Annotated in this window: 16 protein-coding genes; 13 read left to right on the forward strand and 3 right to left on the reverse strand. The window is 62.9% G+C overall.

The window, feature by feature from the left end:
* The first annotated feature begins 680 nt into the window (after positions 1-680).
* The 8 genes from ACVWZ4_RS28290 to ACVWZ4_RS28325 all read left to right on the forward strand — a co-directional run bounded on the left by ACVWZ4_RS28290 (position 681) and on the right by ACVWZ4_RS28325 (position 9825).
* Positions 681-1055 (forward strand): DUF2946 family protein, encoded by a 375-nt coding sequence (locus ACVWZ4_RS28290; RefSeq protein ID WP_456703798.1) that lies wholly within the window; start codon positions 681-683, stop codon positions 1053-1055.
* Between the two features lie 85 nt (positions 1056-1140).
* Complete coding sequence (locus tag ACVWZ4_RS28295; RefSeq protein WP_456741624.1) at positions 1141-3600, forward strand: TonB-dependent receptor; 2460 nt, start codon at positions 1141-1143, stop codon at positions 3598-3600.
* Between the two features lie 41 nt (positions 3601-3641).
* The gene (locus ACVWZ4_RS28300; protein WP_456741625.1) at positions 3642-4163 is read left to right on the forward strand and encodes a copper chaperone PCu(A)C; all 522 of its coding nucleotides are present in this window, start codon (positions 3642-3644) and stop codon (positions 4161-4163) included.
* Positions 4164-4194: 31 nt separating this feature from the next.
* The gene (locus ACVWZ4_RS28305) at positions 4195-4713 is read left to right on the forward strand and encodes a YcnI family copper-binding membrane protein (protein ID WP_456703795.1); all 519 of its coding nucleotides are present in this window, start codon (positions 4195-4197) and stop codon (positions 4711-4713) included.
* Entirely contained in the window at positions 4713-6275 is a 1563-nt protein-coding gene (locus ACVWZ4_RS28310) for a copper resistance CopC/CopD family protein (protein WP_456741626.1), read from the forward strand. Before ACVWZ4_RS28305 ends, ACVWZ4_RS28310 begins: the two co-directional genes overlap by 1 nt.
* A 147-nt stretch (positions 6276-6422) precedes the next feature.
* Positions 6423-7742: a proline--tRNA ligase gene (proS, locus tag ACVWZ4_RS28315; protein ID WP_456741627.1), complete on the forward strand. Its 1320-nt coding sequence runs from the start codon at positions 6423-6425 to the stop codon at positions 7740-7742.
* 90 nt (positions 7743-7832) lie between these two features.
* Positions 7833-9113 carry a lipoprotein-releasing ABC transporter permease subunit gene (locus tag ACVWZ4_RS28320; RefSeq protein ID WP_456703792.1) on the forward strand — a complete coding sequence of 427 codons (1281 nt, stop codon included), beginning with the start codon at positions 7833-7835 and terminating at the stop codon, positions 9111-9113.
* A gap of 7 nt (positions 9114-9120) precedes the next feature.
* Positions 9121-9825: an ABC transporter ATP-binding protein gene (locus ACVWZ4_RS28325; RefSeq protein ID WP_092229566.1), complete on the forward strand. Its 705-nt coding sequence runs from the start codon at positions 9121-9123 to the stop codon at positions 9823-9825.
* Between the two features lie 129 nt (positions 9826-9954).
* Here ACVWZ4_RS28325 and ACVWZ4_RS28330 read toward each other — a convergent pair whose 3' ends face one another.
* Positions 9955-11034 carry an alcohol dehydrogenase catalytic domain-containing protein gene (locus ACVWZ4_RS28330; RefSeq protein ID WP_456741628.1) on the reverse strand — a complete coding sequence of 360 codons (1080 nt, stop codon included), beginning with the start codon at positions 11032-11034 and terminating at the stop codon, positions 9955-9957.
* A 120-nt stretch (positions 11035-11154) separates the two neighbouring features.
* Between ACVWZ4_RS28330 and ACVWZ4_RS28335 the strand changes: the two genes are divergently transcribed.
* Complete coding sequence (locus tag ACVWZ4_RS28335) at positions 11155-11928, forward strand: helix-turn-helix transcriptional regulator (RefSeq protein WP_456703791.1); 774 nt, start codon at positions 11155-11157, stop codon at positions 11926-11928.
* A 30-nt stretch (positions 11929-11958) separates the two neighbouring features.
* Here ACVWZ4_RS28335 and ACVWZ4_RS28340 read toward each other — a convergent pair whose 3' ends face one another.
* Positions 11959-13020, reverse strand: coding sequence for a BBE domain-containing protein (locus ACVWZ4_RS28340; RefSeq protein WP_456790401.1), 1062 nt, complete (start codon positions 13018-13020; stop codon positions 11959-11961).
* Positions 12986-13723: an FAD-binding protein gene (locus ACVWZ4_RS28345; protein ID WP_456790402.1), complete on the reverse strand. Its 738-nt coding sequence runs from the start codon at positions 13721-13723 to the stop codon at positions 12986-12988. The genes ACVWZ4_RS28340 and ACVWZ4_RS28345 overlap by 35 nt, the downstream gene beginning before the upstream one ends.
* A gap of 352 nt (positions 13724-14075) precedes the next feature.
* Between ACVWZ4_RS28345 and ACVWZ4_RS28350 the strand changes: the two genes are divergently transcribed.
* The 4 genes from ACVWZ4_RS28350 to ACVWZ4_RS28365 all read left to right on the forward strand — a co-directional run bounded on the left by ACVWZ4_RS28350 (position 14076) and on the right by ACVWZ4_RS28365 (position 18348).
* A complete protein-coding gene (locus tag ACVWZ4_RS28350) occupies positions 14076-15236 on the forward strand; it encodes a serine hydrolase domain-containing protein (protein ID WP_456735280.1) in 1161 nt (386 codons plus the stop codon).
* A 194-nt stretch (positions 15237-15430) separates the two neighbouring features.
* Positions 15431-16363, forward strand: coding sequence for a dihydrodipicolinate synthase family protein (locus tag ACVWZ4_RS28355; protein ID WP_456703789.1), 933 nt, complete (start codon positions 15431-15433; stop codon positions 16361-16363).
* A gap of 40 nt (positions 16364-16403) precedes the next feature.
* Entirely contained in the window at positions 16404-17219 is an 816-nt protein-coding gene (locus tag ACVWZ4_RS28360) for a transglutaminase domain-containing protein (protein ID WP_456741630.1), read from the forward strand.
* A gap of 409 nt (positions 17220-17628) precedes the next feature.
* Complete coding sequence (locus tag ACVWZ4_RS28365; RefSeq protein ID WP_456763657.1) at positions 17629-18348, forward strand: outer membrane protein; 720 nt, start codon at positions 17629-17631, stop codon at positions 18346-18348.
* The last annotated feature ends 480 nt before the right edge of the window (positions 18349-18828 follow it).

An 18828-nucleotide genomic window follows, 5' to 3' on the forward strand; every position in this document is an offset into this window, starting at 1 on the left:
TGCGATGCCAGCACGCAGGATCTGGAGGAGCAGCGCGTACGTGCCTGCGCGATCGACCATTCATCGCCGAGCAGATCGCGTAGCGTATCGCCCGAGCTTCGGGACGCTCGTTGAAGAGCTGTCGGTAGACGAGAGTGCGGGTCCGCGCAGGCTACGCCGCCAGTTCGATCTGTTTTCGATCGGACTGGAGAAAGCGTTCATGCGCGCATGAGCCACGCAGATAAAAAAAGAGCGGGGCCCTAGCCCCGCTCAAAAATTGTGTCGACCCTATTATCCCCGATTCTAAGATTTGATCTTGATTGGCGGGGCGACGCTGCATTTTGCGCGCCAGGGGCTCCTCCCGAGACTTGGACCACCAGACGTCGACCTCACGGTCAAGCCTGAGCGAAAGGGATGCTAGATCAACTTTTCTCACTTGTCATCATTTTCGGCAACGAATGTTCAAAATTCGAGCAATTGGCGAAACGATCGCGCTGCCGTCCTCTTAAGTGTATGACAAATATATGAATTTTTTGATCTTCCGGGTGGCGGGCTTGCTCAGATATTGAGGGCCGATCCCAGTCGGAGGCGGCCGAACTCATTTTTCGAGAAGTTTGCGCCAGCCCAACACGGCCGATGAAGTCATCTCGACTCGGAGCTGGTGCGGTGATTAGTTAGTAGACGAATGACTGGTTCGGTGGATGCGCGCGCGGCTGCAGAAATTCCTACCCCTCGTCCTGCTCGCGCTCGCGATGCAGGTCCTGGCGCCGATTGCCGCCTGCTGGGCGGCCGGTCGGACCGTTGCCGATCAGCTGCCTGCCGGTGTCATTTGCCACAGTATTAGTGAGCAGGGCGCTCCGAATGATCAAGGCGGTTCGCCGGCCTCGCATTCCGGGATCTGCGCGATCTGTTGTCTTGCGCAGGCCACCGCGTCCTTCGATTCGCCACCGCATGCTGCGCTTCCCGCTCCCTTCCGCCACGCCGAGCGCGTAGTGTGGCGTGAAGCGGACGCCTCTGCTCCCGCCACCCACAAGAATTCAAGCGCCCAGGCGCGGGGACCTCCCCATTTCTCCTGACGACCTCTCGTGATCGCCTCGGTTGATCCGCTGGCGATTGATGCTGTCGAATGGCCGGAAATAAAGCCGGCGTCAGGAATGCTCCATGTTACCTCGCCATGCCCGCTGCGGCGTGAGCGTCGTTGCCGTTCAGGCCGCGCTGCTTGCCTCGTCGAGCGGCGCTTTCGCCCAGAGCAGCTCAAAAGAGCTGCCCGCGGTGACCGTCGATGCGCCAGCGACGGTGAAGCCCAAGCCGCGCAAGCACGCGGTGCATGCGGCAGCCGCCAGGACAAATCAGGCAAAGCCGGCGGTTGAGCGGCCAGCGTCGGTTGTCGCAGCCGAGGCGCAGGTCACGCGCGGCGGGCGCGCCTCGCTTGATCAGCCGGCGGCCGTGGCGCGCTACCGGCTGCCGCAACGATCCTTCAGCATCACGGCGAAGGAGGCCGACGAAACCATCAACCTCAAGGACCCCGAGGACGCCGTCAAATACATGCCGAGCCTGTTCGTGCGGAAGCGCAACGACGGCGACAATCAGGCCGTGCTCGCGACACGAAGCTGGGGCTTGAATTCGAGTGCGCGCTCGTTGATCTACTATGACGATCTGTTGATCTCGGCCCTGATCGGCAACAACAATTCCGGCGCCTCGCCAAAATGGAATTTGATCTCGCCCGAGGCGATCGGGCGGGTGGATTTCCTCAACGGTCCCTTTGCGGCCGCCTATCCCGGCAATTCGATCGGCGGCGTCCTGCTGATCACATCCAGGATGCCGGACAAACCGTTTGCGGTCGCAAAGGAAACCGTCTCGGTGATGCCGTGGAATCAATACGGCACAAAGGATACCTACATAACCAGCCAGACCAGCGCCGCCGCGGGCAATCGCGAGGGTAAGCTTTCCTGGCTCGTCAGCGCCAACTATCTCGAGAGCTATCAGCAGCCGCTGACCTATACCACCACCCCCTCGTTCCCGGTCGGTACGAGCGGTGGCTTTGCCGCCCTCAACAAGAACGGGGGCGTCGCCAACGTGGTGGGCACCGGCGTGCTGGCGCATTCGCAACAGACTTCCGGCAATCTGCGACTTGCTTACGACATCACGCCGCTGGTGCAGGCAACCTATTCGCTGGGCATCTGGAACAATCATCAGACCTCTGACCCGCAGACCTATCTCAAGTCAATTGCAACCGGCCTGCCGACGTTAGGCGGCATCAGCAGCTTTGCGAGCAGCAAGTACAATTGGGATCAGCTCCATGTGAGCAATGCCGTCTCGCTCAAGAGCGACACCAAGGGCGTGTTCGACTTCGACCTTGCGGCCTCAAGCTACAACTATCTCCAGGACGATCTGAGCAACCCATTTACGGTCGTGCCATCGCCCGGCCTTGGCTATTCGTTGAACGGCAAGGTGACGCGAATGGACGGCACCAATTGGCAAAATACGGACGCTAAGGGCATCTGGCGCCCAGATGGCATGGATGGTCCGCATGAGATCAGCTTCGGCATACATGGCGACCGCTACCGGCTTGAAAACCCGGTCTATGCTTCGACGCTCTGGTTCAATGCACCCTTAACCGGCAATGGCCAGCTCTATTCGACCGGTGTCGGCGAGACTCGGACCGAAGCTCTCTGGGGGCAGGACGCCTGGAAGATCACGCCGATCGTCAAGTTGACGCTAGGCGGGCGGCTGGAGAGTTGGCAGGCAGTCGAGGGCTTCAATCTCAACACCACGACGACCAGCGCCGGCGTCATCACATCGGCCGTGCCGACGGGGCAGCCAGAGTTGTCCTCGACCAATTTCTCGCCAAAGGCATCGCTGTCGATCGATCCCAACAAAGACTGGAACATCACCGCCAATTTCGGCGAGGCGTACCGCTATCCGACGGTGACTGAGCTCTACCAGAACATCAGCGTGGGCGGCATCACCTATCTCGCCAATCCGCTGCTGTCACCGGAGCAGGACTTCACCAGCGAACTCAATCTTGAACGGCGCTGGGCCGATGGCCGCGTGCGGCTCACGATGTTCGGCGAGCGGACCAACAATGCATTGATCTCACAATCGACTACCGTGACGGATGCAACCGGAACGCAATCGGTGCAGACCGCCGTCAGCAACGTTGCTGCGATCCGCATGCAGGGCGTGGAATTGTCGGCCGACAAGGACAATTTGCTGGTGAGCGGCCTGCAGATCTTCGGCAGCCTCACTTACGTCGATTCCAGGATCATCTCCGATCCGAACTGGAAAGGCCCGACCAGCGTCGTTGGCAAGCGCGTGCCCTTCGTGCCAGACTGGCGCGCCAAGTTCGGCGTCACCTACCGGCCGAATGATGGCTGGGCCTATACCGTCGCCGCGCGCTACAGCGGCAAGCAATATTCGACGTTGGACAACTCGGATATCATCCCGCACGTCTACGGCGCTTTCGATAATTTTTTCGTCGTGGACTTGAAGATCCACTACAACGCGACGAAGAATTTCGCGTTCGACTTCGGCATCGATAATCTCTTCAACGAGCAGTATTTCCTGTTCCATCCATTCCCGGGACGAACTTTTGTTCTTGCCGGCAAGTACACGTTCTGACTGGAGTCGGGCTCTCGGCTGCGACAAGAAAGGCAATCGACATGAAGAAGCTCTCAACTCTCTTCGCGCTCGCGGCGTTCTCGGCCGTTGTGATCGCAGCCCCCGTCCGAGCCGACGAGGTCAAGGCGGGCGATCTCGTCATCTCCCAGGCCTGGAGTCGGGCGACGCCTGCCGGCGCCAAGGTCGCCGGCGGGTTCCTCACCATCGAGAACAAGGGCACCGCGCCCGACAAGCTCGTCGCCGTGTCGGCAGAGATCGCCGGCAAGGCCGAGGTCCACGAGATGACAATGGACAATGGCGTGATGAAGATGCGTCCGCTGGACAAGGGCCTCGTTATCGAGCCGGGCAAGACCGTGAAGCTCGCGCCCGGCGGCAACCATCTGATGCTTCAGGATCTGAAGGGGCCGTTCAAAGAGGGCGAGAAAGTGCCTGTAACGCTCGAGTTCGAGAAGGCTGGCAAGGTCGCGGTGTCGCTCGACGTCAAGGGCGTCGGCGCCCAGGCGCCCAGCGGCGGGGGCACGATGATGAAGAAAATGCCGGACCATTCGGGAATGAAAATGTGACTGATGTGATCTAACCTCCGGGAGATCGAGCATGTCGAAGACACCCTTGCTAATCCTGGTCGGTGCACTCGTCGCATCGCCTGCGGCGGCCCACGTTTATCTGGAAGGCAAGCAGGCCACGGTCGGCGCGTCCTACAAGGCCGTCTTCGCCGTGCCGCACGGCTGTTCCGGCTCGCCGACGATCAAGATCCGTGTGCAAATCCCGGAAGGTGTGATCGCGGTGAAGCCGATGCCGAAGGCCGGTTGGAACGTCGATATCGTCGAGGGGCAGTATGCCAGTGCCTACGACTATCACGGCAACAAGCTGACTTCGGGCGTTAAGGAAGTGGTTTGGTCCGGCGGCAATCTGCCGGACCGCAATTATGATGAATTTGTCGTCAGTAGCTTTCTCACTGACAGCCTGAAGCCGAACACCACGCTGTACTTCCCTGTGGTGCAGGAATGCGAGAAGGGTGTCAGCCGCTGGATCGAAATCCCGGTGGAAGGGGCAGCGCATTCGCGCGAGGACAAGTCGCCGGCGCCTGGCATAAAATTGCTGCCCAAGCCGTAATGCGCTTTCTCGCTGCAGTTGCGACGCTGCTGTTTCTTGTTGGCACCTCGACCGGCGCATTGGCCCATGCGGCGCTGATTTCGGTCGAGCCGGCGAGCGGCAGCATGCTGGCGAGCGCGCCGAAGGCGGTGGAATTGCGCTTTAACGAAGCGGTGACGCCGGGCGCGATCCAGTTGATCGACGGCGCGGGCAGGGTGCGCGATGCTGCGCGCGTCACGACGTCAGGCGAGAGCATTTCGGTTGCGATGCCGCCGGACTTGCCGAAGGGCACCGCGGTGGTGAGCTATCGGGTCATCTCGCAGGACGGTCATCCCGTCGCCGGATCGGTGATCTTCTCGATCGGCATGCCGACGGGGACGCAGCCTTCGGCAAATGTGGATGGTGGATTGAACGCGCTGATCTGGTTGTCGCGGGTCGGCCTCTATCTCGGGCTGTTCGTCGGCGTAGGCGGCGTGTTCTTTGGGCGCTGGATTGCGTCGTCGACGATGGGTATGGGCGTGCCACGAGTGGGGCTCGTTGTTGGTCTCTCGAGTGCCATTGTCTCACTTGGTCTGGTGGGTCTTGATCTCCTTGGTCTGCCGCTGGCGGCGCTTGTGACTGTGGCCCCCTGGAAAATTGCATTTGCGACCAGTGCCGGTCCCGCTTTGCTCGTCGCGATCGCGGCGATGCTGCTTGCGCTAATGGCGCTGGGCCGGGCTTGGTACGCGCGTACGCTCGCGGTCATCGCCTTCGTCGGTGTGGGCATGTCGCTCGCCATGACCGGGCACGCCGCAACGGCGTCGCCCGAGGTGCTGACGCGGCCGGCGGTCTTCGTCCATGGCCTCGCCGTAGCCTTCTGGATTGGCGCGCTGGCGCCGGTTGCAGCGCTGCTGTCGAAGCCGACGGCGGCAGTGCTGCCGCTCCTCAACCGGTTCTCGCGCATCGCCATGCCGGTGGTCGCGAGTCTGGCGCTGAGTGGCCTCATGCTTGCGATCATCCAGCTCGAGAAGCCGGCTGCGCTGGTCGACACGAGCTATGGCCTTATTCTCTCGGTGAAGCTGGCGCTGGTCCTATTCCTTCTGGCCCTTGCAGCCATCAATCGCTTTCGGTTGACTCCCGCGTTAGCAAAGGATCAGGTGGCCGCGCCGGCGCTGAAGCGATCGATCCTGCTTGAGTGCGGGACCGCGCTCGGCATTTTCGCGGTCGTCGCCGGCTGGCGCTTCACGCCGCCGCCACGGACCATCGTGCCTGAGACACCGCTGGCGATCCACATCCACACCGACAACGCGATGTTCCAGGTGCTGGTGTCGCCGGGCAAGGCCGGCGTGGACGATTTCGTGCTCCAGCTCATGACCAGCGAGGCGACGCCGCTGAACGCCAAGGAGGCGACGCTGACGCTGAGCCTGCCCGAGCGCGGCATCGAGCCGATGGAACGCGACGCCGAACTCGGGCCTGACGGCTATTGGCATGTGCACAAGGTCGAGCTGCCGTTCGCCGGGCGCTGGCATGTGCGGATCGACGCGCTCATTACCGATTTCGAGAAGGTCACGCTCGAGGACGAACTCGAGATCGCAACGCCCTAGCTTCGACACGGACCAGGTCCAACCTGAAGTCGAGGGAAAAATGACAGGAATTCCGCCGCGTTAGCGGCTTTTCCTCATTCCCGGCCTTGTCTTTTCGCTCCCAATCCGGTTTCACTGCAGGCCACCACTGATTCCCAGAGTATTACCATGCGGTTGTCGCGGTTCTTTCTGCCCATTTTGAAGGAAAATCCGAAAGAGGCGGAGATCGTCTCGCATCGGCTGATGCTGCGTGCCGGCATGATCCGGCAGGAGGCGGCCGGCATCTACGCCTGGCTGCCGCTCGGGTTCCGCGTGCTGAAGAAGATCGAGCAGATCGTGCGCGAAGAGCAGGATCGGTCCGGTGCGCTGGAACTGTTGATGCCGACGCTCCAGCTCGCCGACCTCTGGCGCGAGAGCGGCCGCTATGACGCGTACGGCCCGGAGATGCTACGCATCGCCGACCGCCACAAGCGCGAGCTCCTGTACGGGCCGACCAACGAGGAAATGATCACCGAGATCTTCCGCGCCTACGTGAAGTCCTACAAGAACCTGCCGCTGAATCTCTATCATATCCAATGGAAATTCCGCGACGAGCAGCGTCCGCGTTTCGGCGTGATGCGCGGCCGCGAGTTCCTGATGAAGGATGCCTATTCCTTCGACCTCAACGAGGCCGCCGCGCGCGTCGCCTACAACAAGATGTTCGTCGCATACCTGCGCACCTTTGCGCGGATGGGCCTGAAGGCGATCCCGATGCGCGCCGAGACCGGCCCGATCGGCGGCGATCTCAGCCACGAGTTCATCGTGCTGGCTGAGACCGGCGAATCCGGCGTTTTCATCAATCGCGACGTGCTGGACCTGCCGGTGCCGGGCGAGGACGTCGACTATGACAGCGACCTGACGCCGATCATCAAGCAATGGACCTCGCTCTATGCCGCGACCGAAGATGTTCATGACGCCGCCCGGTTCGAGCAGGAAGTGCCGGCAGAGAAGCGCGTGAATACCCGCGGCATCGAGGTCGGCCAGATCTTCTATTTCGGCACGAAGTATTCCGACGCGATGAAGGCCCTGGTGACCGGCCCTGATGGCGTCGACGTGCCGATCCATGGCGGTTCCTACGGCGTCGGCGTCTCGCGCCTGCTCGGCGCCATCATCGAGGCCTGCCATGACGATGCCGGCATCAAATGGCCGGAGGCGGTGGCGCCGTTCCGCGTCTCGATCCTCAACCTCAAGCAGGGCGATGCTGCCGTCGATGGCGCCTGCGAGAAGCTCTACGCCGAGCTCACCGCCAAGGGCGTCGACGTGCTCTATGACGACACCGACCAACGTGCAGGGGCGAAATTCGCCGCCGCCGACCTGATCGGCATCCCCTGGCAGATCATGATCGGGCCGAAGGGGCTCGCCGAGGGCAAGGTCGAGATCAAGAAGCGCAGCGACGGCTCCCGCGAGACCATGTCGCCAGCGGACGCGGTCGCAAGACTTCTGGGCTGATAAGTCTGGTCGGCTGAATATTGTTCATCGCCCGAGATCGCGGCCGCCAATCCGGCCACAATTGACCCCGAATCATGGGATTATCGAGCGATGGATGAAACCATGACAGAAGCCGTCCAAACTGCGCCTTTCGCACCGTTCGAGTGGATGTTGTCGGCCCGCTACCTGCGGGCTCGGCGGAAGGAGGGATTCATCTCGGTCATCGCCGGGTTCTCCTTCCTGGGCATCATGCTCGGCGTCGCCACGCTGATCATCGTGATGGCCGTGATGAACGGCTTCCGCAAGGAGTTGCTCGACAAGATCCTGGGGCTGAACGGCCATATCCTGGTCCAGCCGCTGGAATCGCCGCTGACCGACTGGAAGGACGTCGCCGAGCGCATCAGCCAGGTGCAGGGCATCCGGCTCGCTGCGCCCGTGGTCGATGGCCAGGCGCTGGCGTCATCGCCCTGGAACGCCTCGGGTGTGCTGGTGCGCGGCATCCGTTCTGACGACCTCAACAATCTCACCTCGATTGCCAAGAACATCAAGCAGGGCTCGCTCGAGGGCTTTGACGACGGGCAGGGCGTCGCGATCGGCCGGCGGCTCGCCGACCAATTGTCGCTGCATGCCGGCGACAGCATCACGCTGGTGGCGCCGAAGGGCGCGGTGACGCCGATGGGCACGACGCCGCGCATAAAGCCCTACAAGATCGTCGCCGTGTTCGAGATCGGCATGTCCGAGTATGATCTCGGCTTCGTGTTCATGCCGCTCGCCGAGGCCCAGGCCTATTTCAATCGCAGCAACGACGTCACCTCGATCGAGGTGTTCACCACCAATCCGGACAAGATCGACTCCTTCCGTAAGGCCGTGACGGAGGCGGCGGGCCGGCCGGTGTTCCTGGTCGACTGGCGTCAGCGCAACTCGACCTTCTTCAACGCGCTCCAGGTCGAGCGCAATGTCATGTTTCTGATCCTGACCATGATCGTACTGGTCGCGGCGCTCAACATCGTCTCCGGCCTGATCATGCTGGTGAAGGACAAGGGCAGCGACATCGCGATCCTCAGGACGATGGGCGCCTCGCAAGGATCGATCATGCGGATCTTCCTGATCACGGGCGCCTCGATCGGCGTGGTCGGCACGCTGGTCGGTTTCTTCGTCGGCCTCGTGATCTGCCTCAACATCGAATCGATCAGGCAATTCCTGTCCTGGCTGACCAGCACGGAGTTGTTCTCGCCCGAGCTCTACTTCCTGTCGAAGCTGCCCGCCGAGATCGACGTGGGCGAGACCACGGCCGTTGTCATCATGGCGCTGACGCTGTCGTTCCTGGCGACGCTGTACCCGTCCTGGCGCGCCGCGCGCCTCGATCCTGTCGAAGCGCTGCGGTACGAGTGAGGGGCTGATGGAGCAGCAGCAGGGGGCTGAGGATGTACCGGTCATTTATCTCCACGAGATAAAACGGCAGTACTTGCAGGGCGAGGCGGCGCTGACGATCCTGGACAACGCCAAGCTCGCGCTGTGGGCGGGACAGTCCGTGGCGCTGGTTGCGCCGTCGGGGTCGGGCAAGTCGACGCTGCTGCACATCGCGGGCCTGCTCGAGGCCCCCGATTCCGGCGAGGTCTATGTCAACGGCGCGCCGACCTCGCAACTGCCCGACATCGAGCGCACCCAGCTTCGCCGCAGCGATATCGGCTTCGTCTACCAGTCGCACCGGCTGCTGCCGGAATTCTCGGCGCTCGAGAACGTCATGTTGCCGCAGATGATCCGCGGCCTGAAGAAGTCCGAGAGCGTCAAGCGCGCCAAGGAGATCCTGGGCTATCTCGGCCTCGGCGACCGCATCACCCATCGTCCCGCAGAGCTGTCGGGGGGCGAGCAGCAGCGCGTCGCGATCGCGCGTGCGGTGGCCAATGCGCCCCGCGTGCTGCTCGCGGACGAGCCGACCGGCAATCTCGATCCGCACACCGCCGACCACGTGTTCCAGGCCCTGATGCAGCTGGTCAAGGCGACCAAGGTCTCGATGCTCATCGCGACCCACAACATGGAACTCGCCGGCCGCATGGATCGGCGGGTGTCGCTTTCCAACGGCCAGGTGGTCGAGCTCGAATAACAAACCGCGAAAACAACCCCATGCACAGTAGACGGCCGCGGCCGGCTGCATCGGGGGTGACGTCTCCCAGCCATCTGACACCGCAGGCATATCAGCTGCGGCGACGCATCGCCGCAGCTGCTGCGACAATTACGGCCGGATCACCGTCATGTTGAACGCGCCCGCATTGGCGGCCGCATGGTCCACGGCCTCGTTGGCATGGTCGAGGTCGAATGCCGTCGTCTCGAAGTGATCGAGGCGCAAGAGGCCGGCGCGGACCAGCGCGATCAGGCGAACCGCGGCTTCAGGCGGATACATCCAGACGCCGTGAATCGTGATGCACTCGCGCATGATCCAGTTGTAGGGCAGCTCCAGGCCGGGGCCGCCCTGCATGTTGACGCCGCCCATCAGCACGACACGGCCATTGGGCCGCACCGTCATGATCGCGGCGCGGACCACCGTCGTCGAGACGGAGGGCGGCATGATGTCGAACGCGCAATCGATCGGGCCGGGTGCGGCGCGCTTCATCAGCTCGCGGTCGTCGTTCTCGTTGCCCGTCAGCTTCACCGGCCTGACACGCGCGCCATGGCGACGCACGAGCTCGCCGAGCATCTTCTCGTTGCGGCCCGGCGCAACGACGCAAGCCGCCCCCATCGCGAGCGCCACCGCCACGGCAGCGCTGCCGAAATTGCCGGTCGCACCGCTCACCAGCACAGTCTCGCCGGGCTGCAGCCTGGCGGCAAGGAAACCACCATAGGGCACCAGCAAGGTTCCAAGCGCACACCATTGCGCGGCCGTTTCCTCGCTGACCTCGCCGAGCCGCGTCACGTTCTCGGTCGGCACCCTCATCCGCTCGGCGAAGGAACCGTCGTGAAAATATTTCTGCAACCGCATGCCGCCTTCGCCGCGCGCGCTGACGCCCTGCAGATGAATGTCGGGAGCGATCGCGTCGTCGCGCGAGCGGACCGTCGGATCGCAGACGACCCAGTCGCCGACGGACAATTTGGTTGCGTCCGGGCCGATCGCGCGCACGCGTCCGACCCCGCCGGCTCCTGGAATGGCGGGCAGATCCAGCGCGTATTTGCGCTCGCCGCTGAACACTTCCTTGGAGTAGGACAGCACACGGGTCGCGACGATTTCGACGATCACCTCGCCGGTACCGAGCACGGGGTCGGGGACGTCCTCGATATCAAGCGGGGATCCGAAAGATTTGAGTACGGCAGCCTTCATGATGTTGACCTTCGTTCGTACCTCATTGTGAGGTGCAGGGATTATGCGAGGGCTGTTGCGCGGCAGGAAGGCCTGGTATTATCCTAGTATTGTCCGACCCTCCTTCACGCGAGTCCGTCCATGGCCGACCCACGCCGCGTCGAATTCGGCGATTTCCTGCGCTCCCGTCGTGAAAAGCTGTCGCCGAAGTCAGTGGGCCTACCCGCGGGCCAGCGGCGGCGTACCGCAGGGCTCCGCCGCGAGGAGGTCGCGCAGCTCGCGGGCATCGGGGTCGACTGGTACATCCGTCTCGAGCAGGGCCGCACCGTCAGCCCGTCGGTCACGACAGTCGATGCGCTGGCGCGCGCGCTGCGGCTCAGCAAGACCGAGCACGCGCATCTCAGGGATCTCGCGCGGGACGGCGCGAGGGGCCCCTTCACCCGCGAGGTGGTGCCGCCGGCCATTCGGCGCCTGGTCGAAAGCCTGCCGCACCCGGCCTACATCACCGGCCGGCGCTGGGACGTGCTGGCGTGGAACGCAGCCGCCGAAGAGATCTTCGCGTTCGGGCGGCTGCCGGAAGAGGATCGCAACACCCTGCTCTTGATGATGACCAACAAGAAGACCCGGAAATCCTATGGCGCGGGCTGGGCTGAGGTGGCCAAGCGCATGGTCGCGATGTTTCGCGCCACCCACGACGTCTGGGCCGGCGATCCCGCCTTTGCTGAATTGCTGACGCGCCTGCGCGAAGGTAGCCCCGAATTTGTCAAATGGTGGGGTGCGCACGAGGTGCACGGCACCTTGTCGGGCCGCAAGACCATGACGCATCCCACCAAGGGCGTACTGCATTTCGAGCACACCAGCTTTCAGGCCAACGACGATCCCGCGCTGAAGCTCGTGATCTACACGCCGGTGTAGGCGTGCCGTCCCTGAAGAGATTTGGGTTCGCTACGAGGGCAGGCGGGCAAATCCGTCCGCGCTCCAGCCTTCGCTGCCGACACCATGATGCACAAAGAACAGTCCATCCGGATCGTAGCGTCGTTTGACGTCGAGGAGCCGTCGATAGTTCGGGCCCCACAACGCATTCTGCCAGTCCGACTGAAAATAATCGCACTCGTTGACATACGCGCCGCTGTTCGGCGCCGCCGCGCGCAGCGCCTCCATCGCGGCGTTCACGCGGTCTCGATGCGCTTTGGCGAGAACAGGATCGGGCGTAGCAAGACCACCGAAGATGGTGGGGCCGGAGGCTGCGATGATCGCAAGAGCGAAGGCCTCGAATGCGTCCGGATGCGTCGCCGTGTTTCCTGCTTTTGCGATCACATCAGGCGATGCGCCGAACAAGCCCTTGTTGAAATGCAGCCCGACCGCCCAGTGGCGGCTTGCGGCGAATAACGCATCGACGAGGAGGTTGCGGTTCTGCTGATCAAGGAGCGAGCTCGGCAACCAGGCCGATGTGTACGCGTGCCAGAAGGCGCCGACCTGCTCGCCATCGCCCTTCCACCAATAATCGGTCCATGGCGCTCCAGAACGTTCATCGAAATTGGCCGCGGAGCGGGCGAACAGGCGATAAAGCCAACCGTTCCAGAAATAGCGGGCAGGCACGCCCACGACTTCAAGCGATTCCTTGCCGGCGTAATCGTCAGGATTGGCTGCAACAAAATCGAGCAGGGGCTTGAAATTTGCCCGCGCTTCGTCCGTTGTCAGGCCTTGGAAGACCATGCGAATGTCGAGGCGGTTGTCGGGATACGCCCGGACCTGTTCGCCCCAGTGGGGATTGCACAGGCTCGTCGCGCAAAACGCGACGAAGCGGGCCAGCAGCTTGCGGTAGGCTTCGTCGGAGCGGGCGCGCAGCGTGGCGTTGACCGCACCGACGGATGTGGGGAGCGGATGCGTTGCGAGCGTCAGCCGTGTGGTGACCCCGAAAGTGCCGCCGCCTCCGCCCTTGAGCGCCCAAAACAGCTCCGGCTCGCGCGTTTCATTGACCACACGAATTTCGCCGTCGGCTGTCACGATCTCGGCCTCGAGCAGGCTCGCCGCCGCCGTTCCAAATCCCTTGGAAAAGTTCCCGAACCCGCCGCCCTGCACCAGCCCAGCGACACCCACGGTGGTGCAGCCGCCACCTTGAACGTAGCGCCCCGGCGCCGGCGGCCGCCTGGTAGGCGTGGAGCCACATGCAGCCCGCGCCCGTCGTGATAGCCGGAACCGGCTTGGAGCTTGAGCCTTGCGGAACGAAACCGTCGTGAACGGTGATGGCGTCCATTTTGCGGGTCCATAACAAAAGCGAATCCGGCGCAGAGGAGCCGCCGAGATAGCTGTGGCCGCGGCCCTTCACGACCAGGCGCAAATTGTGCGCTTTGGCGAAGCGCACGGCCGCGACGACGTCTGCCGCGCTCTCGGCCGCGACCATGTAGGCGCTGGGCTCGGAGCGCCAGGCCTCGAACCAGCCGGAACTTTCCGTCAGACCGGGTTGATCACCGATGTAGAACGGATTGGCTAGGAGCTGTTTTGCTTCAGCCGGGGCGAGGTTCGGAGGGGTCACACGGGTGAGGCGTCCCGCGGTGGCTTGATTCAGCGCCGACCAGTCCGCATCGGAAGGCCAGCCAGCCTGTCCCGGCCGCGGGCGGCTGGCAGCGGCTATGCCCGTTGGCTGATTGCCGAGTGCCGGGGCTGCGGCAAGTGCGAGGGCCGTGGCTAGAAAGTCGCGACGGTTCATTCCGGTTCTCCAGGCGGTGCTCGACGGATGTCTCCGCGAATCTGCGCCGGAAAGCGAGCCGGGAGGGATGAACGGAGGGGGCGATGGGACGAAGATGAGAGGGCCGTGACGAATGACGACGCAGGAGGGACGAAACGGCGTGACGGGTCATCGCGCTCCCAACCAAGCTTATTTCGATCTCGGAGTTCCCCGTGGAAGGTTGGCGACAGCGAGAGCCGCCCTGTGCAGCGCTCGATGGCGGGTCAGCCCATTGCAGTTGAGGCAGATTGATGGCACAACCTGCCGCATAAGTGCTCCCTCTCAGGGAATGACGCGCCGACACGGCCATCAAAGACAAGGTCAAGAGGACGGGATGAAGCGTCGGCGATTCATGTCGCTGCTCGGCGGGGCAGCCCTGACGCCGATCGCGGCGGTGCCGGTCTTTGCCGAGGCCAATTGTCCGGCTCCCGCCAAGCGTGACGACGGCTGGTCTGTTCCCTCTGCCAGTGAAGACGACGATGTCGATCAGGCCGCGCTGTGCAGGATCGCCGGTCGGCTCGAACGCTCGGGCGCCAACATCCATGCCGTGCTGGTCGCTCGGCGTGGCAGATTGCTGTTCGAGCGGTACTTCAGGGGGGCCGATGAGGTCCCCAGTCGCTTCTTCGGCGTCCGCGTCACTGATGTCAGCTTTGATGCCGATACGCTGCATAATCTGAAATCGTGCTCAAAGAGCGTGGCGTCGCTGGTCGTCGGGATCGCGCTCGACCAGGGGCTCATTCGCAGCATCGAGGAGCCGGTCTTCAGCTTCTTCCCCGAATTGTCCGACCTGCGGTCCCCGGACAGGGATCGCATCCTGCTCTCACATTTGCTCACGATGTCGATGGGTCTGAAATGGGTGGAGGCAACTCCGGCGACGGGCGACGACAACGACGAGGTGCGCATGCACATGGCGCCGGATGCCTGTCGCTACGTCCTCGGCCTTCCCGTGACCGCACTGGCCGGCCAGGAGTTCTTCTACAACACCGGCGCACTTGCGCTGGTCTCGGCGATCGTCCGCAAAGCCACCGGCCGTCCGCTCGATGAATTCGCGCGTCGCGTGCTGTTCGATCCCCTAGGCATCACCGAATTCGAGTGGAGCAGGTTCAAAGGAGACAGCGATGCCGGAGGCGGATTGCGCCTGCGGCCGCGCGACATGGCGAAGATCGGCCAGCTCGTCCTTCAGGGCGGTCGCTGGAACGATCGGCAAATCGTGTCCAGGGCATGGATCGAGGCGTCGACCACAATGAAGCTGAGGGCGACCGACGGTCAGTCCTACGGATATTTGTGGTGGCTGCGGAGCTCCCGGCTCAATGGGCGGGTCGTCCAATCGATTGCCGCGCAGGGCAGAGGTGGCCAGTCGATCCGCATCGTCCCGGAGCTCGACCTCGTCGTCGCGGTGACCGCGGGATATTATCAGGATTATAGCCCTGAAGCTGCCAAAGTGCAGTTCGGCGTGTTCAGGGATGTCTTGCAGGCGATCTCGCCCCCGGCCTGAACGCGAAGCGCAGGCTTGCAGGCCGTAACCTCTTTGCGAAACGACCAGCTTTCGGAGTAGGTTGAAAATCGTCGGCGAATAACTGGCGTCCGCAGCGGCGCTGCGTTGCCGCTGCGGACGCCCACTGACCGTTTGATCTATACTCGCGAACCGGCAGCGCAGCCGCTGCCAGATTCGCCATTTGGAGCTCGCCTGTGACCATCGCTCTCAAGGGCATCATTCCCGTGATGCTGACGCCATTCACCGAAGCGAACACGATCGACTATTCCGGCCTCGAACGGCTGATCGAATGGTACATCGCTAACGGTGCCGACGCGCTGTTCGCGGTCGCGCAGTCGAGCGAGATGCAGTTCTTGACACTGGAGGAGCGCGTCGCGCTGGCGCGGTTCGTGGCCAAGACCGCGGCCGGCCGGCTTCCGGTCATCGCCTCTGGCCATATCAGCGAGTCCAGGGAAGACCAGCTCACGGAGCTCTCGTCGATCGCGAAGACCGATGTCGACGGCTTGGTGCTGGTGACGAACCGTCTGGCCTCGCACGATCCGGCAAAGACGGACTTCACCGACAATCTGAGCTGGCTGCTCGACCGGCTGCCCAAGGACATCACGCTCGGCCTTTATGAATGCCCGGCTCCGTTCCGCCGGCTTCTCTCCGACGACGAGCTGGCCTTTTGCGCCGACAGCGGCCGCTTTGCCATTCTCAAGGACGTCTCGTGCGACCTGCCGACCGTGCAGCGCCGGGTCAAGCTGGCGAACGGCTCCCCGCTCACGATCGTCAACGCCAATGCCGCGATCGCCTTTGACGCGATGAAGTCGGGGGCTCCCGGGTTCACCGGCGTGTTCACGAACTTCCACCCTGATCTCTACAAATGGCTGCTGACGCAACACCACAAGCATCCGGTGCTCGCGAACGAGCTTTCGGTTTACCTGGCGCTTGCTGCGATGGCGGAGCCCATGGGTTATCCGAAACTTGCAAAACTCTATCACCAGCGTCTCGGCACCTTTGCCCGCATCGAGACCCGGGCGGTCGATTTCGATATCAGAGAACGCTTCTGGGCGCTCGATGCACTGATCGACAAGATCGTGGAGGGACAGGAGGCTTTCCGCGCGAAGATCGCGGCGGCGGACTAAGCGAGAACCGAACAGCTGACCCTGGCTGGACAGGTCCTGAATGACTGAAACGTCTCCCGACTATTACACCGGCCACAGCGCGCTGACTGATCCGGGCGCTCATGCGACTGTGATCAGCGGCCTGCCGCCGGATATCCCGGCGTTGTGTCGCATGTTGCACGGCCTGCTCGTCCACGAGGCGTGGATCGAGAGGCAGGGCTTCAACCCCGCTGCGTTCATCGGTCAAAGCCGTACCACGCTGCCTGTGTCCGATCGCCTGGATCAGTTGCTGGCGATCGACCCGCGACCGTTGACGATCGCGCGGCCAGGCGAGTTGAGAGCTTTGGCAACGTGCCGGGACTTTTCATTGATGCTATGCGCGGTTTTGCGGCATCACCGTGTGCCAGCCCGCGTCCGCTGCGGTTTCGGCAGGTACTTCACCGGGCATTCCTATCATGATCATTGGGTGTGCGAGTACTGGGCGAAAGCCGAGCAACGCTGGGTCCTGGTCGATGCCGAACTCGACGAGCCCCATCGCACCTTTCTGAAATTCGATTTTGAGCCGACCGACGTGCCACGCTCGGCGTTCATCACCGGTATCGAAGCGTGGCAACGATGCCGAACCGGCGCGATCGATCCGGAGCAGCTGGGTCACGGAACGACGGCAGGCTTGTTTTTTGTGCGCGTCAACCTGGTGCGTGATCTGCTCGCGCTCGCCAAGCGCGAGACCTCGGCTTGGGATAGCTGGCGCTCGGCATGCGAACCGCACCTGACGCTGAGCGAAACGGAGCTGCTGCTCTGCGATGGTCTGGCGCAGCGCGGCGAGGAGGGCGCCGTCGAGATCGCGTCATCGTTGCGCACTCCGCCCTGGCAATAAGAGGGGCGGCACGCCATGCGCTTTGCTCCTCGACGCGCAGCGAGCGGCGAGAGTGCAATCGTGCAGAAAGCTGCGCGCGTCGCGTGGTCACGTTCGAGGTGAACGCGAATGTGGCGAAGAAGAGCGAAAATGTGGCGACAATGGGGAGTGGAAACCAAGACTACCCCATCACAGAATCGTGCGCGCGCCGCTGTTAGGCGTGCACGCAGTGCACGTCGCGCGGATGAGGTTGGAACTGCTGAAGAGGCTTGTTTCACAGGGTTCCGCGGCTGCGCCGCTAAACCTTCGTTAATGAAGCCCGGCCCTTTGGAGCGAACTGTTGCGGTGAGGTTACAGCAATTCCGTCGATCGCTGTTATGACGTCGCCACGGCCCGGGGGCCTAACGACGAAACTTGGAACGGGAATCAAATGAACAAGAATTTGTTGCTCGCAGCTGTGAGCCTTGTCGCGATCACCGCGACTGCACCGGCGCTGGCTGCTGACCTCGCTGCGCGGCCTTACACCAAGGCGCCCGCGATGATCGCCACGGTCTATGACTGGAGCGGCTTCTACATCGGTATCAACGGCGGCGGCGCTTCGGCTCACACGACCTGGGATCAGCGCGCTCCGCTGGTTGGCGGCGAAGGTTCCCACAACGCCACGGGCGGCACCGTCGGTGGCCAGATTGGCTACCGCGTGCAGTCGGCGCAGTGGGTGTTCGGTGTGGAAGGCCAGGGCAACTGGGCCGACTTCTCCGGCGACAATGTCAGCGGGCTCACCGGCTTCACCGATCGCTCCAAGATCGATTCGTTCGGCCTGATCACCGGTCAGATCGGCTACGCCTGGAACAACGTCCTGCTCTACGCCAAGGGTGGTGCGGCTGTTGTTGGCACCAAGAATGAACTCCGCTTCGGCGGCGTGACCGCTGCTTCCGTCAGCGACACCCGTTGGGGCGGCACAGTCGGTGCAGGCCTCGAGGTCGGCTTCGCTCCGAACTGGTCGGTTGGTGTCGAGTACAATCACATCTTCCTGTCGGACAAGGACGTCACCTTCGCCGGCATTCAGACCGATCACATCCGTCAGGACGTCGACATGGGCCTCGTCCGCCTGAACTACAAGTTCGGCGGCCCGGCGATCGCCAGGTACTGAGCAACCGACTGAGACTGATCGCTTCGCAAGAAGCTGATGTCGAAAGCCCCGGCCTTGCGCCGGGGCTTTTTTATTGCGTAAATTCAGCGAGTTAACCATTTCATCGGGGTGTGATCGAGACGGCTTGACTCCGAAGAACAAAATGAGAACAATGTTCTTCATACGTTCTGGTGATGGAGCAAGCCATGTTCAGGATTTTCGTGGAAGAAGCCGCTGCACTGACGTCGATCGCGCTGTTTGTCGGAATGATCGCGATCTGGGCCCAGGTCATACCGCAGCTCTGATGCCGCCACGCTGGAGCAGCGGTTTTGCAAACCGGTGATCGGGGAACTCCCTCACATGGCCCTTGGGGAAAAGCGGGACGAGACGGCCGATCGGCGGCTCTGGCGTGGACTCTGGCGGGGCAAGCCCCCACGATTGGGAGGCGAGTCGGCCGGCGGGTACATCACGCTCCTGATGCTGGCGACCGTTCCCAGATCT

Source organism: Bradyrhizobium sp. USDA 4472 (assembly GCF_054058595.1).